This window comes from Novosphingobium cyanobacteriorum, from assembly GCF_029436685.1.
In the GTDB taxonomy this organism is placed as follows: domain Bacteria; phylum Pseudomonadota; class Alphaproteobacteria; order Sphingomonadales; family Sphingomonadaceae; genus Novosphingobium; species Novosphingobium cyanobacteriorum.
Window position 1 is genome coordinate 18,510 of the sequence record NZ_JAROCY010000015.1, and the last position, 26,254, is coordinate 44,763.

General features: G+C 62.0%; 25 protein-coding genes. 11 read left to right on the plus strand and 14 right to left on the minus strand.

The annotated features are described in order from the left end of the window. Positions 1-9: 9 nt before the first annotated feature. From POM99_RS15380 to POM99_RS15400, 5 genes are all read right to left on the minus strand, one after another. Complete coding sequence (locus POM99_RS15380; protein WP_277279363.1) at positions 10-1,164, minus strand: thiolase family protein; 1,155 nt, start codon at positions 1,162-1,164, stop codon at positions 10-12. After that, positions 1,161-1,538 (minus strand): Zn-ribbon domain-containing OB-fold protein, encoded by a 378-nt coding sequence (locus tag POM99_RS15385; RefSeq protein WP_277279364.1) that lies wholly within the window; start codon positions 1,536-1,538, stop codon positions 1,161-1,163. Before POM99_RS15385 ends, POM99_RS15380 begins: the two co-directional genes overlap by 4 nt. A 28-nt stretch (positions 1,539-1,566) precedes the next feature. Further along, positions 1,567-2,430, minus strand: coding sequence for a MaoC/PaaZ C-terminal domain-containing protein (locus POM99_RS15390; RefSeq protein ID WP_277279365.1), 864 nt, complete (start codon positions 2,428-2,430; stop codon positions 1,567-1,569). A gap of 114 nt (positions 2,431-2,544) precedes the next feature. Next, complete coding sequence (locus tag POM99_RS15395; protein ID WP_277279366.1) at positions 2,545-3,309, minus strand: SDR family NAD(P)-dependent oxidoreductase; 765 nt, start codon at positions 3,307-3,309, stop codon at positions 2,545-2,547. A 73-nt stretch (positions 3,310-3,382) separates the two neighbouring features. Continuing rightward, a complete protein-coding gene (locus POM99_RS15400) occupies positions 3,383-4,447 on the minus strand; it encodes a glycerol dehydrogenase (RefSeq protein WP_277279367.1) in 1,065 nt (354 codons plus the stop codon). 226 nt (positions 4,448-4,673) lie between these two features. Here POM99_RS15400 and POM99_RS15405 point away from each other — a divergent pair, with 226 nt between their 5' ends. Together POM99_RS15405 and POM99_RS15410 are read left to right on the plus strand one after the other, a co-directional pair. Further along, complete coding sequence (locus POM99_RS15405; protein ID WP_277279368.1) at positions 4,674-5,888, plus strand: acyl-CoA dehydrogenase family protein; 1,215 nt, start codon at positions 4,674-4,676, stop codon at positions 5,886-5,888. A 15-nt stretch (positions 5,889-5,903) separates the two neighbouring features. Next, positions 5,904-7,028 carry an acyl-CoA dehydrogenase family protein gene (locus POM99_RS15410; protein WP_277279369.1) on the plus strand — a complete coding sequence of 375 codons (1,125 nt, stop codon included), beginning with the start codon at positions 5,904-5,906 and terminating at the stop codon, positions 7,026-7,028. On the opposite strand, the gene POM99_RS15415 is transcribed toward POM99_RS15410, so the two are convergent. The 4 genes from POM99_RS15415 to POM99_RS15430 all read right to left on the minus strand — a co-directional run bounded on the left by POM99_RS15415 (position 7,012) and on the right by POM99_RS15430 (position 10,738). Next, positions 7,012-7,485, minus strand: coding sequence for a limonene-1,2-epoxide hydrolase family protein (locus POM99_RS15415; RefSeq protein WP_277279370.1), 474 nt, complete (start codon positions 7,483-7,485; stop codon positions 7,012-7,014). The genes POM99_RS15410 and POM99_RS15415 overlap by 17 nt on opposite strands. Positions 7,486-7,535: 50 nt before the next feature. Next, complete coding sequence (locus tag POM99_RS15420) at positions 7,536-8,681, minus strand: sulfotransferase family protein (protein ID WP_277279371.1); 1,146 nt, start codon at positions 8,679-8,681, stop codon at positions 7,536-7,538. Continuing rightward, entirely contained in the window at positions 8,678-9,847 is a 1,170-nt protein-coding gene (locus tag POM99_RS15425; protein ID WP_277279372.1) for a DUF1214 domain-containing protein, read from the minus strand. Before POM99_RS15425 ends, POM99_RS15420 begins: the two co-directional genes overlap by 4 nt. Before the next feature lie 75 nt (positions 9,848-9,922). Beyond that, positions 9,923-10,738 (minus strand): crotonase/enoyl-CoA hydratase family protein, encoded by an 816-nt coding sequence (locus POM99_RS15430; protein ID WP_277279373.1) that lies wholly within the window; start codon positions 10,736-10,738, stop codon positions 9,923-9,925. Between the two features lie 191 nt (positions 10,739-10,929). On the opposite strand from POM99_RS15430, the gene POM99_RS15435 reads away from it, so the two are divergent. The 4 genes from POM99_RS15435 to POM99_RS15450 all read left to right on the plus strand — a co-directional run bounded on the left by POM99_RS15435 (position 10,930) and on the right by POM99_RS15450 (position 15,606). Continuing rightward, positions 10,930-11,763, plus strand: a complete 834-nt coding sequence (locus POM99_RS15435; protein ID WP_277279374.1) for an IclR family transcriptional regulator — start codon at positions 10,930-10,932, stop codon at positions 11,761-11,763. 239 nt (positions 11,764-12,002) lie between these two features. After that, on the plus strand, positions 12,003-13,202 hold the full coding sequence (locus POM99_RS15440) for an acyl-CoA dehydrogenase family protein (RefSeq protein WP_277279375.1): 1,200 nt from the start codon (positions 12,003-12,005) through the stop codon (positions 13,200-13,202). 9 nt (positions 13,203-13,211) lie between these two features. Then, entirely contained in the window at positions 13,212-14,324 is a 1,113-nt protein-coding gene (locus POM99_RS15445; protein ID WP_277279376.1) for an acyl-CoA dehydrogenase family protein, read from the plus strand. 46 nt (positions 14,325-14,370) lie between these two features. Further along, a complete protein-coding gene (locus tag POM99_RS15450) occupies positions 14,371-15,606 on the plus strand; it encodes a CaiB/BaiF CoA transferase family protein (RefSeq protein ID WP_277279377.1) in 1,236 nt (411 codons plus the stop codon). 56 nt (positions 15,607-15,662) lie between these two features. Here POM99_RS15450 and POM99_RS15455 read toward each other — a convergent pair whose 3' ends face one another. Continuing rightward, a complete protein-coding gene (locus POM99_RS15455) occupies positions 15,663-16,673 on the minus strand; it encodes a quinone oxidoreductase family protein (RefSeq protein ID WP_277279378.1) in 1,011 nt (336 codons plus the stop codon). Positions 16,674-16,889: 216 nt separating this feature from the next. Here POM99_RS15455 and POM99_RS15460 point away from each other — a divergent pair, with 216 nt between their 5' ends. The 5 genes from POM99_RS15460 to POM99_RS15480 all read left to right on the plus strand — a co-directional run bounded on the left by POM99_RS15460 (position 16,890) and on the right by POM99_RS15480 (position 21,587). Then, a complete protein-coding gene (locus POM99_RS15460; RefSeq protein WP_277279379.1) occupies positions 16,890-17,300 on the plus strand; it encodes a nuclear transport factor 2 family protein in 411 nt (136 codons plus the stop codon). 67 nt (positions 17,301-17,367) lie between these two features. Then, a complete protein-coding gene (locus tag POM99_RS22410) occupies positions 17,368-18,342 on the plus strand; it encodes an MDR family NADP-dependent oxidoreductase (protein ID WP_277279380.1) in 975 nt (324 codons plus the stop codon). 40 nt (positions 18,343-18,382) lie between these two features. Further along, a complete protein-coding gene (locus tag POM99_RS15470) occupies positions 18,383-19,336 on the plus strand; it encodes an SDR family NAD(P)-dependent oxidoreductase (protein WP_277279381.1) in 954 nt (317 codons plus the stop codon). A gap of 140 nt (positions 19,337-19,476) precedes the next feature. After that, positions 19,477-20,616 carry an acyl-CoA dehydrogenase family protein gene (locus POM99_RS15475; RefSeq protein ID WP_277279382.1) on the plus strand — a complete coding sequence of 380 codons (1,140 nt, stop codon included), beginning with the start codon at positions 19,477-19,479 and terminating at the stop codon, positions 20,614-20,616. Next, a complete protein-coding gene (locus POM99_RS15480; protein ID WP_277279383.1) occupies positions 20,613-21,587 on the plus strand; it encodes an acyl-CoA dehydrogenase family protein in 975 nt (324 codons plus the stop codon). The genes POM99_RS15475 and POM99_RS15480 overlap by 4 nt, the downstream gene beginning before the upstream one ends. Before the next feature lie 274 nt (positions 21,588-21,861). On the opposite strand, the gene POM99_RS15485 is transcribed toward POM99_RS15480, so the two are convergent. From POM99_RS15485 to POM99_RS15500, 4 genes are read right to left on the minus strand one after another with little or no spacing between them, the layout of a single operon-like run. Further along, the gene (locus tag POM99_RS15485) at positions 21,862-22,284 is read right to left on the minus strand and encodes a GlcG/HbpS family heme-binding protein (protein WP_277279384.1); all 423 of its coding nucleotides are present in this window, start codon (positions 22,282-22,284) and stop codon (positions 21,862-21,864) included. 6 nt (positions 22,285-22,290) lie between these two features. Further along, positions 22,291-23,592 (minus strand): glycolate oxidase subunit GlcF, encoded by a 1,302-nt coding sequence (gene glcF / locus POM99_RS15490; RefSeq protein WP_277279385.1) that lies wholly within the window; start codon positions 23,590-23,592, stop codon positions 22,291-22,293. Next, positions 23,570-24,706, minus strand: a complete 1,137-nt coding sequence (locus POM99_RS15495) for an FAD-binding protein (RefSeq protein ID WP_277279386.1) — start codon at positions 24,704-24,706, stop codon at positions 23,570-23,572. Before POM99_RS15495 ends, glcF begins: the two co-directional genes overlap by 23 nt. A gap of 13 nt (positions 24,707-24,719) precedes the next feature. Next, entirely contained in the window at positions 24,720-26,213 is a 1,494-nt protein-coding gene (locus POM99_RS15500) for an FAD-linked oxidase C-terminal domain-containing protein (protein ID WP_277279387.1), read from the minus strand. Positions 26,214-26,254: the final 41 nt, after the last annotated feature.

Below are 26,254 nucleotides of genomic sequence, written 5' to 3' on the forward strand. Positions count from 1 at the left end.
TCCCTTGCCTCAGACCGTTTCAGGAACGCCAAGGATGCACGTCGCCTGACTGGAAAGCGTGCCGCCGTTGCCATGTGCGAGTGCCAGCTTGGCCCCGGCGATCTGACGTTCGCCGGCTTCCCCGCGCAGTTGGCGGATTGCTTCTACCAACGTGAACAGGCCATACATGCCGGGATGGCAGAACGACAGGCCGCCGCCGTTGGTGTTGACCGGAAGACTGCCGCCGGGGCCAATCGCTCCACTTGACACGAACCTGCCGCCTTCGCCCTTGGGGCAGAAGCCAAGGTCCTCCAGAAACAGGATCGTGTTGATCGTGAACGCATCATAGAGTTCGACGACGTCGATGTCCTTCGGCGTCAGGCCTGCCTGGGCAAAAGCGCGCTCGCCCGATTCCCGCGCGGCCGTTATGGTCAGGTCCGCGAGCTGGGCGATTTCCGTATGCCACGTCGCCGATGCCGCGCCGAGCAGGGAAACCGGTGTCTTCCGCGCATCCTTTGCACGATCGGCACGGGTCAGCACCACAGCCGCAGCGCCATCGGTCACAAGGCAGCAATCGGCCACGTGAAGCGGATCCGCCACCAGCCGGGTGGCGAGCACGTCCTCGACCGACAGCGACCCCTGCTTGAACGCCTCGGGATTGAGGTTGGCCCATTGCCGCGCCGCAACAGCAACCGAGGCAAGCTGCTCAGACGTAGTGCCGTATTGATGCATGTGCCGGGATGCTGCCAACGCATAGGAAGCGACCGGGTTGTTCGGCCGGTAAGGAAATTCGAACGGGGAAGGTGCCTGCGCGCTGACCAGCTTGCCAGCCCCGGTCCGCTGGTTCGAACCATAGCAGATCAGGGCGTAGTCGATCAGCCCGGCGTCCAGCGCAAGCATGGCCCATTCGGCATGGGTGAGAAACGCCGAGCCGCCAGTACGGCTGTTGTTCGTCATCTTGGGATGGATGCCGAAGTACTCGGCGATCGTAAGTCCGGACAGGAAATCGTTCGGCAAACAGATGAACAGCCCGTCGATGTCGGACAGCTTCAGCCCTGCATCGTCGACTGCCCGACGGCCCGCCTCGGCAGCAAGCTCGATGGCGGTATAGCCCGGCGCTTCGCCGCAACCGAAGGTCGCAGCACCGACAAAGGCCGTCCTGCCGCGCAGGTCTTTCGCGCTCATGCCGCTGCCTCCGGTTCGAACACCACGATCTTGTTGTCATCCAGCCCGTCGACGATGCGGGCGCGCACGCGCATGCCGATCCTGACCTGATCGGCCTCTATGCCCTGCACGTGGCTCATCATCCGCGGGCCTTCATCCAGTTCGACGATGGCAATGCTGACGTTCGGGGCAGGCGGCTTGGCACGCTTGACCGTGACGGCATAGACTGTGCCAAGGCCGCTCGGCTCGACCCATTCAAGATCGTTAGCGCCACTGACGGGGGCGACCATGCGGGGATAGAATACCCATTCACCCGTGCTGGGCGAGCGCTGGATCATGAAGCGCCCCTCGGCGAGATGCTGGAAATAGGTTGCGGTCGGTGGTGCTTGGGTCAAGCCCCGTCTCCTGCTGTCAATCGGAAGGTCATGGCTGGATGAATTCGGCGCGGCCACGGTCCAGAACCACCGCATCCCGCCCGAGCGCTGTGCAGCGGAACAGCACGACGCCATCCTCGTCCCACATGTCGGTGCGCAGTGTTTCGCCCGGAAATACCGGCGAGGTAAACCTGCAATCCAGCGCCTTGAGGGCCGCAGCCTGCCCGCCGGCGCAGGCTGCTATCAACGCATAACAGGCAACGCCATACGTGCCCAGCCCGTGGAAGATGGGCCGAGCGAATCCGGCGTTGCGGGCCACTTCAGGGTCGGCGTGAAGCGGATTGTAATCCCCGCTCAGCCGGTAGATCAGGGCTGCCTGTGCGAGTGTCGGGCGAATGACCGAGCGGTCAGGTGCACGTTCGGGGATATTGACGGTCGGGAGAGGGCGTCCGGTTGCCGGTCCGCCGAACCCGCCATCACCACGACAGAACATCGACATGACCTGCGTCGATTGCAGAGCACCTGTCGCCGCATCATGCAGGTCGCGGCGAACCCGCATGATTGCGCCCCGTCCTGGGCCCTTGTCGATGATCTCATCGATGGAGTTTCTGGCAATCAGCTCGGCCTGGGGGGCAAGTGGCGCGTGGACCACCAGCGATTGTTCGCCGTGGACGACCTGGCGGAAATCTATCCCCACAGCCGGATCGCTGATCCAGAAGCCTGGATGACCAAGCACCACCGCCATGCTCGGTAATGCCTGGATGTCCTTCTCGTAGACAAAGCGCAGTTCATCGGCGGCAAGCGGGTCGCTGCCAATGCCCAGACCCAGCGCATAGAGTGCGCTTTCCCGCCAGCCATAGCTGCACGAGATGTCGGGGAAGGCCCGGTCCATCAGCCGGTCATGATCGATCACCGAAACACCACTCCCGCCATGCCCTCTCCTTGCTCGATGCTCTAGGACACGCCCGGACTTGCGCAACCACGTCGTCCGTAAATCACATATATGCGCTGCCGGGGCGCTATCTGTTCAATACGGAAACTGCACTGCGAGCGCGCCGTCGATGGCCAATACTGCCCCTGCCACGAAGCTTGCCGGGGCCGATACGAGGAAGGCGATGCCGGCCGCAATCTCCTCGGGTCGCCCCCAGCGGCCCAGGGGGATGGCGCTGGTCACCCTTGCGGCCTCTGCCGGATGGGCCTGGCGGTAGGTTTCCGTACCTTCAGTCATGATCGAACCGACCTGGAGCGTGTTCACCCTGATACCCTTGGGTGCGCCTTCGACCGCGGCCACGGCATTGAGATGGTTGAGCGCAGCTTTTGACGAAGCATAGCTGCTCGACATCGTCTGGGCCCGCACACCCATGATCGAAGTGACGTTAACGATTGCCCCGCCACCTTGCCGCTCCATGATGGGGAACACCGTCCGCATGGAAGCGAAAGGGGCGAATACGTTCAGCCTGTATGCTTCGGCAAAGGCTTCGTCGCTTAATGCCTCGATCGGCGCGAATTGGCCCGCACCCGCATTGTTGACCAGGATTTGAATGGCACCGTGGCGCGCGGCTACTTCCTCCAAGGCAGTGGCATAGGCAGGGCTGTCGCACACGTCGATTGCTATCGCCTCGACTGAACCTTCGGCAGCGATTGCTGCCCGGGCCTCTTCAAGCACGTCAGGACGGCGCGCCATCATTACCACGTGCGCCCCTTCCTGCGCCAGCAGGCGGGCCGTAGCCCGTCCGATGCCGTTGCTGGCGCCGGTCACCACTGCGATCTTGCCTGTCAAGCCCAGGTCCATACCCATCTCTCCTGAATGAAACTGCGCCCAACACCTTTGCCCAGCCGGGTATGCCGGCCCCATCTGTGCCCGGCTAGCGCGACCCGAGGGATTCGACCTGACGCAGCGCAATGACGACATCCCTGTGCGTCAGCGGTCTTTCGACATTGCCGATATGCGGGCTGTTCATGATTGCAGCGGCGATCTCGTCCAGATCGATTTCGGAAACATCCACCACCCCAAGTTCGGCTAGGGTCGTAGGCAGCCCCACATCGCGCAGGAACTCGGCAAGATCCATCAGTGCCTCGCCCTGTTGACCATCGACGGCCAACTGCACCAAGGTGCCATAGGCGACATGCTCGCCATGCAACCGGTCCTTCGCATTGCGAAGAGTCATGAGCCCGCGGGTGGTGGAATGGGCGATGGAGAGGCCACCATTCTCGAAGGCCATCGCGCTCAGCAGCACCGACGCCTCGATCGTGGCTTCCAGATCCTCGGTTACCTCATTCCGCTCTGCTGCGGCCATTCCTGCCACCGCATGTTCGCGCAGCATGAGATAGGCCGCATTGGCGATGGCGCGGGCGGAGTGTGTCGGGCGCGTACCATGCTTGGTCAGGCCTCCCCCCGCCCAGCAGCCTTCTCCCTCGAACTTCTTGGCTATGGCATCGCCGATTCCAGCGCGCAGGAACCGGGGGGGAGCTCCGGCGATCACCGCCGTATCCACAACCACGGCGGCGGGATTGGCAGGCATCTGGTCAACGCGCGTCAGGCGGTGGGCATCGTCGTAGATTGCGATGCCCCTGCTGGCTGGTCCATCAGTGGATGCGATGGTGGGCACCGAAATCATCGGGATGCCCAACTTCAGTGCGACTGCCTTGCCTGCGTCTAGGGCCTTGCCACCGCCCACCGCAACGATAACGCCCGCGTGACCGATTTCCATGGCAACCGCAGCGATATTGGCATCGGTCACTTCGCCTGCGAATTCTGCAATGGCAACGGTGCCATCAAAGCCCGCTTCCAGCGCTACACCAACCAGCGGTCTCACCAGGGCGTCAATGACAATGGCCGGTGGGCTGCCGATGCGGGTCGCGATCTCCCCGACCTTCGCGATCGTGCCCGGCCCCTGGACATAGAGCGGGGTCGAGGCGAATATGCGCATGGGCTGACATCCTTGGTGCTCTTGAGCGCTTGCATGACGCTTGCGGTGTCGTTGCGCAATCGCGACTGTCCCCAATTCATCCACATGATGCCCGCCAGCAGGGTTTCGCATCTGGACAGGCCCTGACTCCGGGGAGAATTGCGAATGTGATGTGTCTGGGGCGGGCTGGCACGGGCCAGACTTGGCAGATAAATGCGATGCAGACCTTAGTTGAGGACAGTGCCGAATGGATTTCCAGCCCGATCCCCAAATGCTGCAGTTCCGCAATGAAGTGCGCACGTGGATTCGCGAGAATCTCCCGGAGCACATCCGGAGGCGAGCATGGCGCGACTACCATGTCGATCGGGAAGGCATTCGTGAATGGATGAAGATCCTGCATGCCAAGGGCTGGTCCGCGCCGCATTGGCCAAAAGAATACGGCGGTCCCGGCTGGACCCCGATCCAGAACTTCATTTTCCACGAGGAGCTGCGCGCAGCAGGCGCGCCGGTGCTGGATCGGGGGGGGCTAGAGCTGGTCGGTCCCGTGATCTACACTTATGGTAACGAAGAGCAGAAGGCACGGTTTCTGCCCCCCATCCTGTCTGGCGACATATGGTGGGGGCAGGGCTTTTCCGAACCGGGTGCTGGGTCGGACCTCGTATCACTTAAGACCCGGGCTGATTACGATCCGGCCACAGACGAGTATGTCGTCAACGGAACCAAAATTTGGACATCTGACGCCCAGCATGCCGACATGATGTTCACTTTGGTGCGCACCGATCAGGACGCAAAGCCGCAGCGTGGCATCTCCTTCCTGATGATCGATCTGAAAGCCCCCGGTGTCGAACGCCGTCCGATCTACACGATCGACGAGGGGCTGACCGTCAATCAGTTCTTTTTCGATGACGTTCGCGTCCCTGCCAACAACCTGATCGGCGAGGCCGGCCGGGGTTGGAGTTATGCCAAGTTCCTGCTGACCAACGAGCGTACCATGTCGGCCGAGGTGCCACATTCCGAACGTGACCTGATCCAGCTCGAACGCATTGCGCGTACGGTGACGAAGAACGGTCGAGCGGTGATTGAAGACCCGCTGTTCCAGGCCAAGCTATCGCGGTTGTCGATCGATCTGACCGCACTGAAATGGGCGGTCATGCGGGTTCTCTATGCCGCCCATGGCGATACGCGCCTTGATTCTGTAGCATCCGTGCTGAAACTCCGGGGTGCAGAATTGCGCCAGCGGACAGCGGAGCTGGCAGCAGAGGCGCTGGGCGATCATGGCTTGGCCGTAGTCCACGACCCTGACAACCATGACCACGTCAAGAATGACGGCCTCGCACCCGACATCATCGAGGACGGCTACGGCATCACGCACAAGTGCATGTATCGGCGCACCACCACGATCTACGGCGGCAGCAACGAGATCCAGCGCAACATAATCGCCAAGGCAATCCTCGGACTCTGAAAGACGGATAGGAAGATGGACTTCAATCTCACCACCGAACAGGAAGCTCTATCCGATAGCGTCCGCCGCTTTGTCGAACGCGACTACGGCTTCGACAAGCGTCGCGCGATCATGGACAGCGCCGACGGGATCAGTGCAGAAATCTGGAACAAGATGGCCGAGCTGGGGTGGTTCGGGGCGGGGCTTTCCGAGGATGCCGGCGGGTTTGGCGGCGGAGCAGTTGAGAACGCTCTGATTGCCGAAGGGTTGGGCCGGGGGCTCGTGGTCGAACCATTCATCGCCAACGCGGTGCTTACACTCCAGACGCTGGCTGCTCTCGGGCCTTTCGAAGGGCGCGAGGTGCTGGTCGAAGGGATCGTGGCAGGCACGCACAAGGCGGTCTTGGCGCATGGCGAAGCCGACGCGCGCGGGAATCCGCGCATTGTCGCTACCAAGGCCACGAAGGCGGACGGCAGCTGGTCGTTGAGCGGTGCCAAATCGCTCGTTTTGGGTGCGCCGTCGGCTGACACGCTGATCGTTTCCGCGCGTACCGGACCGGGTGACGGTGACATCTCGCTTTTCCGGGTGGACCCTGCCGCGGCGGGGCTTTCGGCCAATGTCTATCGCCTGCTCGACAACAGCCGGGTATCCGATCTGAAGCTGGACGGTGTGGTCGGAACGTTGATCGGGCCAGAAGGCGGGGCACTGTCTGCCATCGAGGCCGGGATCGACCACGCCACCGTTACTCTCTGTGCCGAAGCGGTTGGAGCCATGGACACGGCTCTATTCATGACGCGCGACTATCTGAAGACCCGTCAGCAATTCGGTCAGCCGATTGGTAATTTTCAGGCTCTCCAGCATCGCATGGCGGACATGCTGGTCGAACTGGAACTGGCCCGCTCGATGGTTTTCCAGGGATTGGCTGCCTTGGTAGAAGGCGATGCAGACCAGCGCCGTCGCGGGGTTTCTGCCTCCAAGGTCATGATTGGCGACGCTGGATTGTTTGTCGGTCGGCAGTCGATCCAGTTGCACGGCGGCATCGGCATGACCGAGGAGTATGCAATCGGTCATTATTACCGTCGTCTTTTCGTCATCGCCGGGCTGTTTGGCAATGCCGACATCCATCTCGTCCGCTACGGTGATCTCAGCTGGGCAGCCTGATCAGGGCGCCCGGCCCATCATACGGCGGATTGATCGCTGAGGTGTCGAAGTAATCGCGCCAGGCGATGATCTTGCCGTCACGCAGATCGAACGCGCCCATGACCGGGGTGGTGATAAGGACATCGCCCCTTCCATCCACCATGTCATCGACGCGTTCGGTCAGAACCGTATTGCCGAAGCTGGCAATGGCGTGTGTACGAACGACAATCCAGCCGCCGCCTGTCATGGTGGAATAGTGTCTGACGAAGTCGAGAATTGCCTCAAGCCCGACGGATTTCGACATCCCGATATTCTCGTAAACCGCATCATCGGCGAAGAATGTCGTCACGCCTCGCTCCCAACCCTCGGGTGAATCCCAAGTGGCGAGAAACGCGGTTACGACCTCTATCGGGTCCTGCATGATCCTGATCTTTACCTCGTCCGTAAAATGTTTCCCCGGGGAAACATCCCATGACATGCGCAAGCAGGCAAAGCCACTCCTGACTAGCGACTATGCCTGCTGGCCATTTACCCTTCGCCCAGAAGTGACCGAATCCGATCGGCGGTAATACCGTAGTCTTCAAGTCGATAGCTGTGGGCGCCATGTTTGTCGGCTGGATTAGAGGCCAGCCAGGCCTCCATCGACGTTGCAACCTCGTCGCTGAGGGTCAGCCCGAAATGATCGTATATCTTTCTGACCGTGCCTATAGGGGCGCGGTGGAAGTCGAGGTGATCGACGTCCAGAATTTGACCGGCCGGCAGCCAGCAACGGGTACGATCCGTCGCCTCCTTCGCCCGGGACCAATAGGTAAGCTCACGAGGGCCGATGGTATCGATCTGCGGGTCCGCGTAGAACATCTGGCGCCCACCCGCCAGGACGCTACCCAGCGAACCGAGCGATTTGACCGGATCACGATGCGTGATGACCACGCGGGCATCCGGAAATGCCTCGAACAATTCATCGAGGTGCCCAAAATGGCCGGGATTCTTCAGCAACCAGGTCCGATTGTCATGCAGCCCGATCAGGCGAATGGTGTCTGCCAGTCGTCGATACAGCGGCGTCTCGTCCTGCGCCTGGAACCATGCGTCGTAGTCCGGCAACATATAGATTGAGGGGAACCGGTTGGCGATGAAGTCGAGCCGCAGGATCTCTAGGCATTCGTCAACTTCGTCCGCCACGATCTCGTGAGAGATCCTGAGCTGGGGGATCAGCTCGAACAGCTTTTCAAGTGCGGCGACCGCATTGCGATAACCTTGCTGTTGGGGCCATTCTGTCCGCTGGGGGCGCGGCATGGGCCATGATGTCAGCCAGTGTTCTAGCCCCTGGAACTGCGGATCGACCGACAGCAGCTTGTGCAAAGCGGTTGTGCCCGTGCGCGGAATGCCGCAGATGATCAAAGGGCGGTCAATCTTCCGCTCCTGCCAGCCGGGGTTCTTTTTCCACTCGTTCTCGCGGACCAAGCGCCCGACCAGTGCCACGACGAGATCCTCGCGAAGGGATGCCCGGCCAACGTCGGACAGCAGGGGCGAGGTCAGATGAGCGGCAACCATAGCCAAAGGCATGCGGAAATCGTCCGGGCCAAAGTCAACAAGGCCGGTGCGGCGTGATGCCTCCTCGCACAGGCCTGCAGCGATGGCTTCGGCGGCATGATCCTGGGCTTGCACGGTTGTCACCACTTGATCCTCATTTGCAAGGCCCGGGCGCGGGCACGGATCCGGGCGTCGCGTTCCTGGGCATCGATCACCGGCGTTTCGGAGGGAAGATGATCGCGCACCTCGGCCAGCTTGACCTTCCGGATGCTGGGCACCGGATTGGTCGAGCACTTGTACCAGCGACCGACAAGAGTGCCCTGTAATCTGCCAACGGTATCCAGCCAGTTGGGAATGCCAGGGTCTTCGACCGATATGACCGCACGGAACTTTCCGTCGCTGTCCAGTTCGGCCTGATGACCATTCAGATGGCTCTGCCGCCACATGTATTCCAGTGTGTTCCAGATTTCGTCGTTCAACTGGACGTTCCAGTAGGGTGCGACTTCAGGCACTTCCGTTTCAAGGATCAGCGCCTCGCCCGGCTCAAGCTGGAACATGCCCCACCAGTACTGCTGGACCCTGATCCCGCCCAGTTCAGTGAAGCCATGATGCTCGATCCGGTTGATGATGCCTTTGTCGCGAATCTGATCCTGATAGCGCAGCCATTGGCGGGAATGACGTTCGGCGTATTCGGCCAATCCAGTCAACCGTGCCTCCACCTCGCTACAGGACGGTCGTGGTTTCAAGGCAGGCACGTCCAGTCGTTCGATCGCGAGGCGCGGGTCGCGTTCGTTGGCCCAGTCATACGCCCGCCGCCTGATCAGAAAGCCATTGGTTTCGGGAGGCATGTGCAGCCACTGCCCATCATAGCCGACGGGCCGTTCCGCGCTGAAGATGCAATCGAAGGTGCCGTCCTCGGCAAACGTCAAGTGCTCGTCGAGATCGTATTCCGCCGTTTGCCCACCCGGTGTCTCGGTCGTGCCGATCACGTTGCGCCCGAGAGTCGCGGTGAGCAGGCGGATGGTCCCCCGTTCGCCCGAAAGCCTGTAGACGCCGTTTCCATCCACCTCCGTGCGGACATAGGTGTCATCCGGGTTGGGCTGCAGCCGCAAGATGTTGTTGTAGTTGGGCGTGAAATCCGGGTGTTCTGCGTTGGCGCCCTGATAGAGGAAATAGCCTTGAACCAGATTCATGAAGAACTGGTCGTGCAGGTCTGCACGCAGTTGCGGATCGGTCGGGTTCCAGGTCGTCGATTCAAGCGCGGCACCCTTGCCGATCGCATCGAGATAGGACTGCAGTGTGTTGCTCATCTCACTCTCCAATTTCGCAGTCTAATTGTCTCGCAGGGATCACGCGGCATCCTGCGCTGTATGTTGTGCCGCCGGTCACGCTCCTGTGAAGTTCGGTGGGCGCTTTTCCAGAAATGCATCGACCGCTTCGGCATGATCCTGTGTTTCGTGGGCGATCGCCTGAAACGCAGCAGACAGTTCAAGCACGTCCGATAGCCGCTGATTCTGTGCTTCGCGGAGCAGGCGCTTGGTCATGCGCAACGCGCGGGCCGGATTGGCTGCAATCTTTTCGCCCAGTGCAACGGCTTCGTCGATCAGCGTCCCGGCCGGCACAACCCGGGAGACCAGACCCATGGCGACCGCTTCTTCCGGGCCGAACGATTCGCCGGTGAAGAACAATTCAGCTGCCTTGGCATAGCCTACTGCGCGTGACAGCGCCCACGCCCCTCCGTCGCCTGGGACGATCCCGACTTTGATGAAACTGGCCGCGAACCGTGCCGTGTCGGCAGCGATGCGCATGTCGCAAAGAGCGGCAAGGTCCAGTCCGAGCCCGATAGCGTGGCCATTGACTGCGGCGATCAGCGGCACTTCACAATCATACAGCGCTCTGGCCACCTTGTGCACGCCGCGGCGATAATTGGAGCGGGTATCGTCGGGGGTCGCGAGCCGCCCGATGCCGACGCGCTGTTTCATCGCTTTCAGGTTTCCACCTGCGCTGAACGCGCGGCCGCTGCCAGTGATGACGATGGCGCTGACACTGGTGTCGCGTTCTAGTGCAGTGAGTGCATCTACAATCGAAAAGCAGTCCTCGTGCGAGGCAAGCGCATTAAGGCTGTCCGGACGGTTGAAGGTCAAAATGGCAACCTTGCCGCGGCGTTCGACTTTGGCGAAATCTTCCATTGCGAAAATCATGTCCTGAATGGGGGGAAGGGGACGCAGAGTGGCCTGACGATCGTATCATTAAGGCAACTTGCGGACGCGTCATGCCCGCAGCACGGCGGCGGTGCCAATTATCACAATGACAATGGAAAGAGCGCGCCCTCCGATAGATTGCTTGACCCCCTCCGAACAAGTGTTAGGGTCGGCTGCAAGGGAGAAGAAGGATGCAGCTGACCAGGTTGTCACGAGCTCTGGGTGAAGTTCGCGTCGCGGGATGCGAGGATGAGGAAACCGACCGCGTAGTGAAGTCTGCAGGCCGTGTGCTCCGCATCCTCGAGCTCTTCGACGTACTGAAACGTGAAGCGCTTGTGTCGGAAGTATCTGAACTTCTTGAATTTCCACAATCCAGCACCTCACTTTTGCTGCGCAGCATGGTGATCCTGGGCTACCTGTACTACAACCCCGATACTCGGGCGTTTGGGCCGACGACGCGTGTTGCCTTGCTGGGGAGCTGGATCAACGGCCCGATGATCAGCGACGGCACTCTGAGTCGGCTGATCGATGCGGTTAACAGGCGTACTGGTCAGGCTGTTGTGCTCGCCGTGCGAAACAGAATCTGGTCGGAATACATCCATGTCGCCCAGGCGACCGACCCGCTTCGACTGTTTGTGGTCAAGGGGTCGCGCCGGCCGCTGGTGTCTTCGGGCACAGGCATTTCGCTGCTAACAGATCTGCCTGATAGCGACATCAAGCGTATAGCGCTTCACCACAATGCAGAATCAAAGGACAATGTTTGCCTCGCAAGCGTACTGGAGTGGGTCAATATCGCCCGGGAACGCGGCTGGGCGGCAAGCTATGATCTGGTTACGCCTGGTGGCGGCATGATTGCGATGCGGCTTCCCCAGTTCGACAACGAGGAGCGCATCGCTCTTGGCATTGCGGGATTGACCAATGTCCTGCGCGACAATGAGGCCAACTTCGTCGCGATCATGCAGGAAGAGATTGCGATCAACTTCAACGAAGCGCGGGTGCCTGCACCGGAACTCATCCGGGCATAGGCAACCATCACCGCAAAGAAGAATAAGCCGATCGGGCGGTGGATGCACAACGTGCTTCTGCCGCCCGATGGCGTTGAATGGCAAGCGGCACTGGGTTCGCCGCCAAGGTCAATCACTCCGATGATTTCTGGAGCCAGTCACGCCCTCGAGGTGGTGCACCAACCGGTGTTTTGTTAGCTGCCGTTTAGCAGGTTGGGCGCGTCCGCCCGGTAGCAGGTGCTCCCATCCAGAGGTGCGATTTGAATCTCCGGTTCGACGAACGTGACGAGGCATTCCGTCAGATGGTGCGCAGCCGGATCGCACAGATCCTGCCGTGGGACATCAGCGACCGCCACCGTCGTCTTCTTGCCAACACCTCGCATCTGCATGACCAGCGCCGCTGGTTCGCGATCCTCGATGCGGAAGGCTGGTCGGTCCCGGCTTGGCCCGTCGAGCATGGTGGTACCGGGTGGACGGCGTTGCAGCGCTTCATCTTCGAAGATGAAATGTACGCTGCTGACGCGCCCGAATTTCACTGGATCGGGTCTCATATGGTTGGCCCGGTGCTTTATACCTTCGGATCCAAGGCGCAGTGCGATCGTTTCCTGCAGCCAATCCGCGATGGACGAGAAATCTGGGCGCAGGGATTTTCCGAACCCAATGCAGGTTCGGACCTAGCCTCCCTTCGCACCCAGGCGCGCCGCGAGGACGATGTGTACATCGTCAATGGGTCGAAGATCTGGACGAGCGGCGCGTTCGAGGCTGACTGGCTGTTCTGCCTCGTCAAGACCGACACGCAAGGCAAACCGCAACGCAGCGTTTCGTGCCTGTTGATCGATCTTCGATCGCCCGGGATCACGATCCGCCAGATCCGCCAAATCAACAATGAGGCGCATTTGTGCGAAGTCTTTTTCGACGATGTGCGCGTGCCGGCCGAAAACCTCGTGGGCGAGGAAGGCTTGGGCTGGACCTATGCCAAGTTCCTGCTCGATCACGAACGAACCACCAGCTCGTTCATTTTCTGGATCAAACGCGAACTGACCCGAACGCGCGAGTTGGGCCGCACGGTCGTGCGCAATGGACGGCAGCTGATCCACGACCCAATTTGGTCTGGCCGACTTGCCGTGCTGGCCGCTGAAATCGAAGCGCACGAATGGTCCGTGTTGCGAGTCCTGTCGGAAGAATCGTCCGGATTTCCAATCACTGCCGCTGCTTCGGTGCTGAAGGTAAAGGGTTCGGAAATACAGCAGTCCATCACCGCGCTTCAGGTGGATGCTCTGGGCGAACAGTCTCTTCGCGATTATGGCGCGGAATCTCTCGATGCATCGACTGACCCGATCTGGCCCGATCTTTACCAGGGGCGGACGAGCCGTGCGCTCATCACGCGCGCAGCAACGATTTTTGGTGGCGCGCAGCAAATCCAGAAGAACCTGCTCGCAAAGCTCGCGCTAGGCCTTTGAGAAGACAGCATGGATTTTGAACTCAGCGAAATGCAGCAAATGGTCGTCGATAGCGCCGAGCGGCTCGTCACGGCTGAAACGGGGCTCGATCAGTGGCATGCACGTCGCAAGCTTACGGACGGTGTCGACCCGAAGTTGTGGGTCAAGATGGCTGAGCTGGGCTGGATGGCGCTGGTAATACCGGAAGACGCTGGCGGGTTGGGCTGTCCGATGGAAGACCTTGCTCTGCTGATGATCGAGCTGGGCAGAGGGCTGGTGACGGAGCCGCTGATCAGCACGTCGGTTCTGGCAGCACACGTGCTTGATCGTGCCCTTGTTTCTGAAAGGCGCGCGCACTGGCTGGGCAGGATTGCCACTGGCGAGGTTCGTATCGCCTTGGCCCACGAAGAGCCCCATACCAACGGGACCATTGGTGTCAGCGCGCGGCGCATTGAAGATGGCTATATGCTGGATGGCCAGAAGGCCGTTGCTTTCGATGCTCCTTCGGCGGGGTATCTGCTCGTCACCTCGGAGTTGGAGGGCACCTCTGCCCTGTTCCTGGTTGCGCGCGAGTCCACAGGGATTGCCACCAATTCCTATGCCTTGATCGATGGTAGCCGGGCGGCTGACTTGACCTTTGCGTCCGCCCATGTGCCGTCAGATGGACTGATTGCCTCGGGCGCAGCAGCAGATCGCATCCTGAACGAGGCGCTTGACCGGGCGCGCGTTGCCCTGATCGCCCAAGCGGTGGGAGCCATGGAGGTCGCGCTGCGGATCACTGCCGGTTATGCAAAGGAGCGGCAGCAATTCGGGCAGCCGATCGGCAAGTTCCAGGCAGTGCAGCATATGGCTGCCGACATGTTCGTTGCCGCTTATCAGGCGCGATCCGCGCTCTATGCCGCACTGCGCGATATCGATGGCGATGCATCCAAACGGGCGCGGTCCGTGGCTATGGCCAAGGTTGTTGCGGGCATGGCGGGGCAGACTGTATCGCGCAACGGTGTCCAGATCCACGGCGGCTATGGTGTGACTGACGAATATGTGATCAGCCATTACTATCGCCGCTTGCTTGTGCTCGAAAAGCAGTATGGCGGGATTGATCTCAATGCCGCCAAACTTGCCCTATGCGAAGCCGAAGCATGATCCGGCCCAGCTATTTGCCCACCCAGATTGAACAGGGAGACAAGGGATGACGCGACCAGTGTCGACCGGGCCGTTGGCCGGCCTCAAGGTCATCGACATGACACGGGTGATCGCCGGGCCGTTGGGTGGTCAGATATTGGGCGATCTCGGCGCGGATGTGATCAAGATCGAGCGTCGCGGGGAGGGTGATGATTGCCGCCGCGTTGGCCCGCCCTGGCTGCGCGAACCGGATGAGAACTCACTTGGAGAATCGACCTACTTTGTCGCGGCCAATCGCAACAAGCGATCATTGTCCGTCGATTTTGCCAAGGAGCAAGGCCAGGAACTGATCCGTAGAGTGGCAGGTGAATCTGACATCCTGATTGAAAACTATCGGACGGGCACGCTGGACCGTTATGGTCTTGGCTACAAGCAGATGCGTGAAATCAACCCCGGCCTCATCTATTGCTCGATTACCGGTTTCGGCCAGAGTGGACCCTACAGCGGTAGGTCAGGGTATGACTTCCTGATTCAGGGGATGGCTGGCCTGATGAGCGTGACTGGCTACCCGGACGGAGAACCAGGAGCTGGGCCGTTGCGCGTGGGCATACCGGTAGCCGATACCCTGGCCGGGATGAATGCCGTAATCGGCGTGTTGGCAGCGCTGGAGCATCGCCGCAATACTGGAGAAGGGCAGCACATCGACATCTCCCTGTTCGATTCCCAGGCCGCCGCATTGCTGAATTCGGCATCCGCTTGGATGAACGCAGGCACGAAGCTTGGCCGCACGGGCAATGACCACCCCAGCGCGGCGCCGTATGGCGTTTACGAAGTGGACGACGGCCACATCATCGTTGCCACCTTCAACGACCGTGAATTCGACCGCTTGGCCAGGATTCTGGATCATCCCGAGTGGATTACCGATCCTCGCTTTGCGCGCAACGGGGATCGCGTGCGCAATCGACCAGCGCTCAAGGCCGCAGTCACAGAGGCGCTCAAGGGCAAGACCCGAGGTGAATGGGTCAGAATACTGAACGAAGCCACGGTTTCGGCGGGGCCGATCAATGACATCGAGGACATCGAACGCGACGAGCATGCTGTTGCCCGCAAAATGTTCTTTTCGATGCAGTCGGCTGAATTTGGTGAGATGAGGATGATTGCTTCACCCTATCGGATGTCCGCGTCTCCGCCGGACTATCGCATTTCGCCACCGAGCATTGGCGAGCACAACGATGAAATTCTGGCTGAAGCAGGGTTCACACCAGAAGAATGCGCGGCACTGCGCGCGAACGCCGTCATCTGAAATGCAGTCGGCGGCCGGAACGGATGTCCCGGTCGCCCACCAGCCTTGGATCAGTTCTAGATGGTGATGACGATCTTTCCGCCTCCGGCATTGGCATCCATTGTTCGCAAGGCAGTCTGTACCTGCTCGATGCCCTGATACACCGTACCAATCGGCACAGCGAGTTTGCCGCTGCCGACAAGTGCCAGCAATCCGTCGATCGCGCGCCTGAAGATCAAGGGATGGCCCTTCATACCCATTGCGTCCGATCCGGAATACTGCAGTGTCGAAAATATGTGCAGCTTGGGCTGCTTGTAGAACCATAGAGGCCAGTTGACCGTGACCGGGGTGGGATCGAGATAGCCGAACATCAGCCAATAGGCATTCATCGCACAGGATTGCAGGATCTCGTCCGTCATCGTGCCTCCGACGCAGTCATAGACCACGTCAGCACCCTTGCCGCCGGTGAGTGACGCCACACGCTCGGACAGGCTTTCCTCACTTGTGGCTACCACGGCGTCGGCGCCAAGCGCCAGCAGTCGCTCCAGACCGGCGCTGCTGCGGCTAGTGGCAATCACCTGCGCGCCAATCAACTTGGCCAGAAGAACGGCACTGTTGCCGTTGGCGCTGGTGGCCCCGGAAACGAGCACGGTCATACCCGCGCGGAGGCCGGCGGCCTCTACCAGCCCGAGCATCTGCGTGAGATGGGTAAAGATGAACGCTGCGCCTTCGGCATCGGACAGGCACGCGGGCGTGTGCACCAGTGCCTCGGCTGTGACGATCGTATGTTCCGCGAAATGCGCGTAGGTCAGGGGGTGGGGCAGGTTGCTGACCCGGTCACCTGGCTTGAACGCGTTGACACCCTCGCCAACGGCATCGACAATGCCGCAGAATTCGGCACCCACCCGGCTCGGCAGCACAGGGGTGAAGAAGCCGGCGGTGATCCAGAGGAGATCGGAACGGTTCATTCCGATCGCCTTTGTCTTGACGCGAACTTCACCGGGACCGGGCTCGGGTATCGGCAGGTTTTCAAGGACGAGCGAATCCGGGCCGTTCGTTTCGTGAATGCGCCACGTTCTGCTCATCATCGGTAAATCCTTTCCCGGGACTGTCGCGCTTGTGGGGCGCTGGGGCGGCTATCGTCGCGCAACGACGCATGACCGGCAACCGGTCGCGTCATAATTCACGAGTATGTTTACTCGCCTGTCGGTGCCGGATTACCTTGTGGTAAGCGGACGAGGCGGCATGATGCATCCTCGGAGGCCTCCGATCAGGCTCGAAGGTATGGGGGTGGGAGCAGCACAATGAGCGTGGACGAGAACAAGGCGGTCGTCTGCGAATTCCTCGACAGGATGGCGTCCGGCGAGATCGATCAAGCCTTCGCCATGATGACGAACGACGCTGGCTGGTGGCTTCCATCGGATGCAGCAGGTGGGGTCACAATGAGCAAGACGCAGATGTACGACGCAGTCCAGGCATTTGGCGCGGTGTTCAAGACACCGCCACACCTTACGCGTGGACGGATTACGGCAGAGGATGACCGGGTCTGCATCGAGCAGGTGTCCAGGGGTGGGGAAACCCACGGTGGAGCAATCTACGCCAATGACTATCACTTGCTGGTCATTGTCCGCGACGGCAAGATCCATGAAGTCCGCGAGTATATGAACCCGCTGTTGGGTGCGGCGCTGATGGCCGAGATGCAGGCCGGGGCGTGATGTCGGGCAACTCAGGGGACGGGCAAATCGCGAACGCTCCCGAGACCGTTGCGAGGGATCGGACACGGTGATCACGGCAATCGGAATACGCCTCGTCACGCCCTCCGCCGGGGTTCCCGAGCGCAGCGACTTCGCGTTTGAGCCGTTTGACGTTCCCGATCCGCGCGAGGGCGAGATTGTCATTCGCACGATCATGATCTCCGTCGACCCCTATCTGATGATGCCGATGCGTTCGGGCGGCTTTCCCGAAGGCCGTATTCGCAGCCGCGTCATTGCGAGAGTCGAAGCGTCGGCTGCGCCCGACCATGCCGTCGGAGACCTCGTGCTGGGCTTCTCGCGCTGGCAGGAGCGCGAGTGCGTATCAGCGGCGGAGATGCGGCGGCTTGATCCGGTGGTGCCGCTGTCAGCCTATCTCGGCATAGCAGGACACTCCGGTTTCACCGCGATGATCGGAATGAGGCTGCTCGATCCGCAGCCGGGCCAGACTGTCGTCGTAAGCTCCGCAGCGGGCATGGTCGGCTTGGTCGCCTGCCAGCTCGCCCGAGAGGCGGGGGCGCGGGTCGTGGCGATTGCGGGGGGCGACAAGGCCCGGCGTGTCGCCGATCTGTTCGCGCTGGCAGCCGGGGTCGATCATGCCGCACCCAATTTCGCCATGAGCTTGGCTGCAGCCTGCCCGGATGGCATTGACCGGCACTTTGAAAATGTCGGAGCGAAAATTCTCGACCCTGTTCTCGCCGTGGCGAACGATAGTGCAAGGATCGCCCTATGCGGCCTCATCCAGCATTATGGCGATGACGCTCCGGTCTGTCTGGCAAACTTCCGCAGCTTGCTGATGAAGGGGATCAGCATCCATCCGTTCAGCATCTACCGTCATGGGGATGACTATCCGGCCGCGCTGCGTGAGCTTGAGGCCAAGGTGGTGTCAGGCGCGCTGCGGGCACCCGAGACGATCCACGAAGGGTTCGAGACGACACCCGATGCGTTCCGCGCGATGATGGAGGGGGATGGCATCGGCAAGCATCTGGTGAAGCTGGCAGATTGAAAGGGCGCACGCGAATGCGCCGAATGCGGGAGATGGGAAAATGAGCATCGATTTCACGGGCCGTACAGTTATCGTAACGGGTGCTGGCGGAGGACTTGGACGTGCCTACGCGCTCGACATTGCAAGGCGAGGTGGCAACGTCGTCGTCAACGATCTCGGCGGGAATGTCGCGGGTGACGGGGGTACATCGGAAATGGCCGACAAGGTCGTTGACGAGATCCGGGCCGCAGGCGGCAATGCCGTTGCCAACTATGCAAGCGTGGCTACGGCCGAGGGCGGGCAAGCCATTGCCCGTACGGCGCTCGACTCTTTCGGCCGGATCGACGCTCTGATCAACAATGCCGGCAACTTGCGCAATTTTTGGTTCGACGAATTCAGCGATGCCGACCGGGACTCGGTGATGGCCACCCATCTGCTCGGAACCTGGAACGTCACCAAGGCGGTATGGCCGCACATGAAGCAGGCCGGTTACGGCCGCATCGTGTTTACCGCTTCGGCAGTCGCTGCTTTCGGCAACCAGACCCAGTCGGCATATGGCGCGGCGAAAGGGGGTATCATTGGCCTGATGAACGTCCTTGCCCAGGAAGGCCTGCCCCACAACATCTTGTGTAACGGCCTTTTGCCCAACGCCGACAGTCGCATGGGGTCGGAAATGAAGCCAGAGGAAATGGCCCCAGTGTTTCCGCATATCATGAAGATCGGCCCAGACACGATCGTGCCTGCCTATGTCGTTGCCCCGGTTGTCTACATGGCAAGCGAGGCATGCACGACCACACATGATCTCTATTCGGTGATGGGACGCCGCGTGGCACGGGCCTTCGTCGGTGTTACGGAGGGCTGGATCAACCCGGCGCCAGCTCCTGCCACGGCGGAAGATATTGCCGCCAACATCGAGACGATTCGTGACCAGACGCGCGGCGTGCATATTCCGGCCAGCCTGATCGACGAATTTCGCATCGTCGGCGAACAGTTCGAAGCACTTCGCGAGACATGATAGGCTGGGAATGACGCGCGAACAGTGGCCATCACTGCCGTGATTCTTCGGTAACCGAGGGGGGAGGGCACCAAATGCCCTCTGCAAAACTCGGTCTTGTTAGGGCAGGACGAAACTCGGCAATAGACCGGAGTTTCACCTTGCAGACGTTCATCGCCCACCCCATTCCTTGGCCCGACAATGCTGCTGCATTACGGGCCAAGGTAAGGGAGCTTATCGCCGGGCATCCCGCACCAGCTGATCCTGCCTATCGTGCCAACAGCTGGTGCGTTCCCGATCCGACCTTCAGCCGAAAGCTGGGCGCAGCGGGTCTGATCGGCATGATCTGGCCAAAGGCCTATGGAGGGCATGAGCGGTCCAGCCTGGAACGTTATGTTGTGCTGGAGGAGTTGCTGGCCGCTGGTGCACCAGTCGGTGCGCACTGGATGGCGGACCGGCAGCATGGCGGCATGCTGCTGCGTTACGGTACCGAGGAGGAACGCCAACGCTGGATACCGGGGATGGCGCGTGGCGAAATCTATTCCTGTATCGGTCTGTCGGAACCCAATGCCGGTTCGGATCTCGCCTCGGTGCGGACCACTGCCCGGCGCAGAGGCGACCGTTGGGTAATCGATGGACAGAAGGTCTGGACGACGGGTGCGCATTTTGCCCATGTCATGATCGCGCTCGTTCGATCGGAAGAAGGCTCGGAGCGCGGGGTCGGCCTCAGCCAGTTTGTGATTCCGATGGATGCGCCGGGGGTCACGATCAAGCCGATCATCGATCTTACCGGTGGCCATGATTTCAACGAGGTCTTCTTCGACAGCGTCGAGCTGCCCGAAACCGCGCTGGTGGGTGAGGAAGGGCAGGGCTGGCGGCAGGCCACGGCGGAACTGTCGCTCGAACGCTCGGGCCCTGAACGCTATCTCTCATCCACGTCGCTATTGCTCGAACTGATCCGGCATGTGGGGCCGAATGCTTCGGCGGAAGTCTGCAGTCTGATTGGCCGCTTGACTGCTGATCTCTGGACCTTGCGAATGATGTCTGCGTCGGTAGCTGCGAGACTGGCGGCAGGACAAGATCCCGCGCTGGAAGCGACGATCGTCAAGGATCTTGGCAACAGCTTCGAGCAGGCAATGCCAACGCTGGTACAGGCCGCGATTGATCTGGATATGGCTGACCCCGCGCCGATCGCGCGGATACTAAACCATCTTCTCCAAGTCTCGCCTTCGTTCTCGCTGCGTGGCGGGACAAGCGAAATCCTCAAAGGCATCATTGCGCGGGGTTTGGGCCTGAGATGAGCGAACAACAGAAAATGCTGAGCGACATGGTCGACTCTCTGTTTGCCGAACTGGGCAGCAGTGCGGCAGTGATCGATGCGTGGGATCGAATTGAAGAACTGGGGCTTCCTTCGCTTCTTGTCGCCGAGGTTCAGGGTGGGTTTGGAGGTAGTTGGGACGATGCGCGGGTGGTTTTCCGCCTCGCAGGCTATCATGCGCTTTCCCTGCCGGTGGTAGAGGCAGTGATCGCGAACTTGATCGCTTCTCCACACGGTGCGGAAGGTCGCGGCACGATTGCCAGCGCAAGCGAGGGCCGTTTCGCTGATGGCCACTTTACCGGTGTCGTCAAAGGGGCGGTGGCAAGCGAGGGGGCAAGCTTTATTGTGGCGCCATCTCTCGATGGTGGTGCGTTGGTGCTGCGGACAGCAGATGGCTTGCGCCAAGCGCGCGAAACGCTGTCAGGCGAAGCGCGCGATGTCTGGATGTTCGACGGTGCACCGGCCAAGCATTCGAAGGTTGACCTCTTTCGTCTAGGCGCGTTCGCCCGCGTTGCCCAAATCTCTGGGGCACTCGATGGCGCGCTCTCTCTCTCGGTCGACTACGTGAACGAGCGCAAGCAGTTCGGTCGTCCGCTTGCCAAGTTTCAGGCTGTTCAGCAGAATCTGGCGACTTTCGCCGGAGAGGCGGCGGCGGCGAATTGTGCAGCAGTCGGCGCGGCTCAAGGGCTAGGCCGCGGGGCGGGCGGTTTTGAAGTCGCCAGTGCCAAACTGCGCGCCAACCGTGCGGCTGGGACAGGCGCCGCGATCGCGCATCAGGTGCATGGTGCAATCGGCTTTACCAACGAATACTGCCTGCACCGGCTCACCCGCAAGCTGTGGACCTGGCGTTCCGAGTTCGGCGGGGACAGCTTTTGGTCCGCCTACTTGGGCAAGCAAGTGCTAGAACGCGGTGCTGACCTTTTCTGGGCTGATCTGACCGCGCGCACCGATTGAGCGCGCGGTCCCAAGGCTGGACAGTCCGGCCGGATAGTCACTTGTACCACACAAGTGCCAGTCGGGAACCGGTTCGCATTCAACAAAAGCTAGTCGGTGGCAGCCCTGCGGCGCGGGGCAATTTCAAGTGTGCGGCTCAGATAGCATCGAGACGCACAGTACCTGATAGATTCCACCCGCTTACACGACCTTGGATGGATAATAATTGTTATGTTAAATTTGCGATAGCCTGTAGGTATTGGTCTAGAGCCCACGCCGCCGTGCGTGGGCTGCCTCAGCTGGCTAGACCCGAAGCAGCGATACCAGCCAGCGCGGCTTTTTCGTCATTGTCGCTAAGATCGCCGGTCACGCCGACGGCGCCGATAACCAGACCCGCACTATCGCGGATAAGTACGCCGCCGGCAGCGGGTACGATGCCATCGGCGTTTAGGCCTGCGGCGGCATTGATGAAGGTCGGGCGTTCGATCGCCATCTCTCCGATCACGCGCGAGGATACGCCAAGCGCCAGCGCGCCCGAAGCCTTGGCCGTGGCGATCTGCGGGCGCAGGTTGGAAGAGTTGTCCTCGCGCGCGAAGGCAACGAGATGGCCACCGGCATCGAGCACGGCGACGCTGAGCGGCTTGAGGCCGAGCGCACGGCCTTCCTTGAGCGCGGCGGCAACAATGGCCTGGGCCTGATCGAGGGTGATGCGGGACATATCAGTTTACTCCTGGGGAAGATGACGGAGGGCGGCAGGCTTTGGTCCGCCGCAGGCCCAATCGAGCAGTTCGACGGTGTGGACCACGGGCAGGCCGGAGAAGCGGGCGATCTGGGTGGTGCAGCCGATGTTGCCGGTGGCGACGACGTCGGCATCGAGCCGGGCGATGTGGCCGGCCTTGCGTGTGCCGAGCTGGTCGGCAATCTCGGGCTGCAGGATGTTGTAGGTACCGGCCGAGCCGCAGCACAGGTGTGCCTCTGCCGGCACACGCACGGTGTAACCAGCCTGGGCCAACAGGCGCTTCGGCGCTTCGGTGACCTTCTGCCCGTGCTGCAGCGAACAGGCGGGGTGATAGGCGACGGTCACGCCCTTGGGGGCCGACGCGGGCAGATCGATCCGGGCGAGATATTCCGACACGTCCATGGCCAGCGCGCTTACCCTTGCGGCCTTTGCGGCATAGGCGGGATCTGACCGCAGCATGAAGCCATAGTCCTTGATCGTGGTGCCGCAGCCGGAAGCCGTGACGATGATCGCATCAAGGCCCTTGCCCTCGATCTCCGCCGTCCAGGCATCGACATTGCGGCGCGCTGCATCGAGCGCGTCGGCTTCACGCCCCATGTGATGGACCAGCGCGCCGCAGCAGCCCTCGCCCGGCGCGAAGATGACATCGTGCCCGCAGCGGCTGAGCAGGCGCACGGTGGCGGCACGGAATTCGGGGCGCAGGACGGGTTCCGCGCAGCCTTGCAACAGCACGACGCGGCCCTTGGCCTGCGGCAGCCGGGTCGATTGCGCTGGCGCGGGTGCGGGCACGCGCGCAGGCGCCAGCTCCAGCATCGCCGCGAGCGGTTTGAGCGCGCCAATGCTGCGCAGCAAAGGCTCGAAAGGCTTGGCCAAAGGCGCAAACGTCAAAGCCCAGCGAAAGCGTTCCGGATAGGGCAGGACCGCCGCCAGCAACCGCCTGAAGAAGCGTTCGCCGCGCGGACGTTCGTAGTGTTCGTGGATATAGGCGCGGGCGTGATCAACCAGGTGCATGTAGTTCACGCCCGAGGGGCAAGTCGTCATGCAAGACAGGCACGAAAGGCAGCGGTCGACATGCTTGACCACTTCGGCAGTCGGCTCCCGCCGGTTCTCCAGCATGTCCTTCATCAGGTAGATGCGGCCCCGCGGGGAATCGAGTTCGTCGCCCAGCAGGACATAGGTCGGGCAGGTCGCCGTGCAGAACCCGCAATGCACGCACTTGCGGATCACCTCTTCCGAGGCGCGCATTGCCGGATCGGCGAGTGCCTCAGGCGGAAAGCTGGTCTGCATCCGCATCCTCCATGAAACGGCCGGTGGCAAAGACCCCGGCGGGGTCAAACGCGCGGCGCACGCGCTGTTCCAGCGCCATCACCCCGGCGGCGCGGGGCTGCAGCGCCGGGACGGTGGCGCGCATGTCCTGGGGCGCGGCGATCAGCGTAGCCTCTCCGCCCAGCGCGGCAGCAGCGTCACGGACCTGTGTGCCGGGATCGTCCAGCGTCACCCAGACAAGGCCGCCGCCCCAGTCCATCGCCCACCCGGCGCCGAGCGGGGCGAGCCGTTCGAGCAGTTCGGGCGCGCGCGCCGGTGGCAGGTGGACCTTCCAGCGCACCGAACCTTGCAGCTCCGCCCCGGTCATCGCCCGCTGCCACAGCGGCGCGGCCTCTTCCTCGGTCAACCGTTGCAACGGGCAATGCCCCGCCATCAGCGCAGGCAGCGCCATGCAGCGCGCCTCCACCGAAGGGGCAAAACCCGCCACGCGCAACAGCGTTTCCCCCGTTGAGAGATGCGCCGCAGCCGAGACTTCGGCATTGCTGCCCAGCGCGCAGGCCATGGCGGCATGAGCGGCGCGGGGTGGCAGGCCGGTCGCCAGCATGGTCGCTGTCACACGGGGCCGGGGCAGCACTTTCAGCGTCAGTTCGATCATCGCGCCGAGCCGTCCCCACGATCCGGCCATCAGCTTGGGCAGGTCGTACCCGGTGACGTTCTTCACCACCTTGGCTCCGGCGACGAAGCTTTCGCCCCGGCCCGATATGGCGGTGAGGCCGAGCAGGTGATCGCGCGCGCTGCCTGCGGTCACGCGGCGCGAGCCTGCCACGCTCGCTGCCACGGTGCCGCCGATGGTCGCATCGGCATCGCCCCACGGCTCGAACGCCAGCATCTGCCCTTGGCCCGCGACCAGCGCCTGAACGTCGGCCAGCGGCGTGCCCGGCCGCACGGTGAGCACCAGTTCCGCCGGATCGTAATCGACCACGCCCGCGATCTGGCGCAGCGAGACCACCTCCACCTCCCGCGGCGCGCCGAACCCGGCGCGGGTGCCGCCGCCGCGCAGCTCCAGCTTGCGCCCCTGCGAAGCCGCATCGGCCACAATCTGGCGCAGGTCCTGCGCGTCTCTGGGCTCCAGCATCAGAAGCGCTCCATCAGAATCTGGGCAATTCAGGGTGCGGCAGCGCGCCGTGGTGGACGTGCATGCGGCCCAGTTCCGCGCAGCGGTGCAGCGTCGGGAAGACCTTGCCGGGATTGAGCAGCAGCGCCGGATCGAACGCGCATTTCACGCGCTGCTGCTGCTTGAGGTCTGCCTCGGTGAACATCTCGGGCATCAGGTCGCGCTTCTCGATGCCGACGCCGTGCTCGCCGGTCAGCACCCCGCCGACTTCGACGCAGAGGCGCAGGATGTCGTTGCCGAATTCCTCCGCCCGGTCCAGCTCGCCCGGCACGTTGGCATCATAGAGGATCAGCGGATGCAGGTTGCCGTCCCCTGCGTGGAACACGTTGGCGACGCCGAGACCGTACTTCTGCGAAAGCTCCTCCATCCGCCGCAGCACTTCGGGCAGGCGGCGGCGCGGGATGGTGCCGTCCATGCAGTAGTAGTCGGGCGAAATGCGGCCCACTGCCGGGAAGGCAGCCTTGCGTCCGGCCCAGAAGGCCACGCGCTCGGCCTCATCCTGCGAGACGCGGGTGGTGACTGCGCCGTTGGTGCCGGCAATGCGGGCGATCTCCTCGATCAGGTGATCGCACTCCGCCGCCGGGCCATCCACCTCGACGATCAGCAGCGCGCCGACATCGAGCGGGTAGCCGACCTTCACGAAAGCCTCTGCCGCGTGGATTGCGGGCTGGTCCATCATTTCCATGCCGGCGGGAATTATGCCCTCGGCAATGACCTGCGCCACGCAGGCCCCAGCCTGTTCGGCATCGGGAAAGCCGACCAGCACGGCCCGCGCGGTTTCCGGCTTGGGCAGGATGCGCACGGTCACTTCGGTGACGACGCCAAGCAGCCCTTCGGACCCGACAATCACGCCAAGCAGGTCCAGCCCGCCGGGATCGAGGTGCCTGCCGCCCAGGCGCACGATCTCGCCGTCCATCAGCACCAGTTCGACCCCGAGCACGTTGTTGGTCGTCAGCCCGTACTTCAGGCAATGCACCCCGCCCGAATTCTCGGCAACGTTGCCGCCGATCGAACAGGCAATCTGGCTGGAAGGATCGGGCGCATAGTAGAGGCCCCTGCCCTCCACCGCCTGGGTGATGGCAAGGTTGGTAACGCCCGGCTGCACCACTGCGACGCGATCTTCGTAATCGATGTCGAGCACGCGCTTGAACTTGCCCATGCCCAGCAGCACCGCATCGGCCAGCGGCAGCGCGCCGCCCGACAGCGAGGTGCCCGATCCGCGCGGCACCACCCGCACGCCTTCGCCATGGCACCAGCGCAGCACGGCCGAGACCTGCTCCACCGTTTCGGGCAGGACCACCAGCATTGGCGGCTGGCGATAGGCGGTGAGGCCATCGGATTCCCACGGGCGCAGCGCTGCCTCGTCCACGATCACGCCTTCGCCGGGCACGATCGCGCGCATCGCCGCGATAATGCGGTCACGCTTGGCAAGCGTCGCCTGATCCGGCGCGGGCATGGCAATCGACATGGCAGACCTTCCTGGGGAGAAAGAAGTCCGTTCGGTCAGGC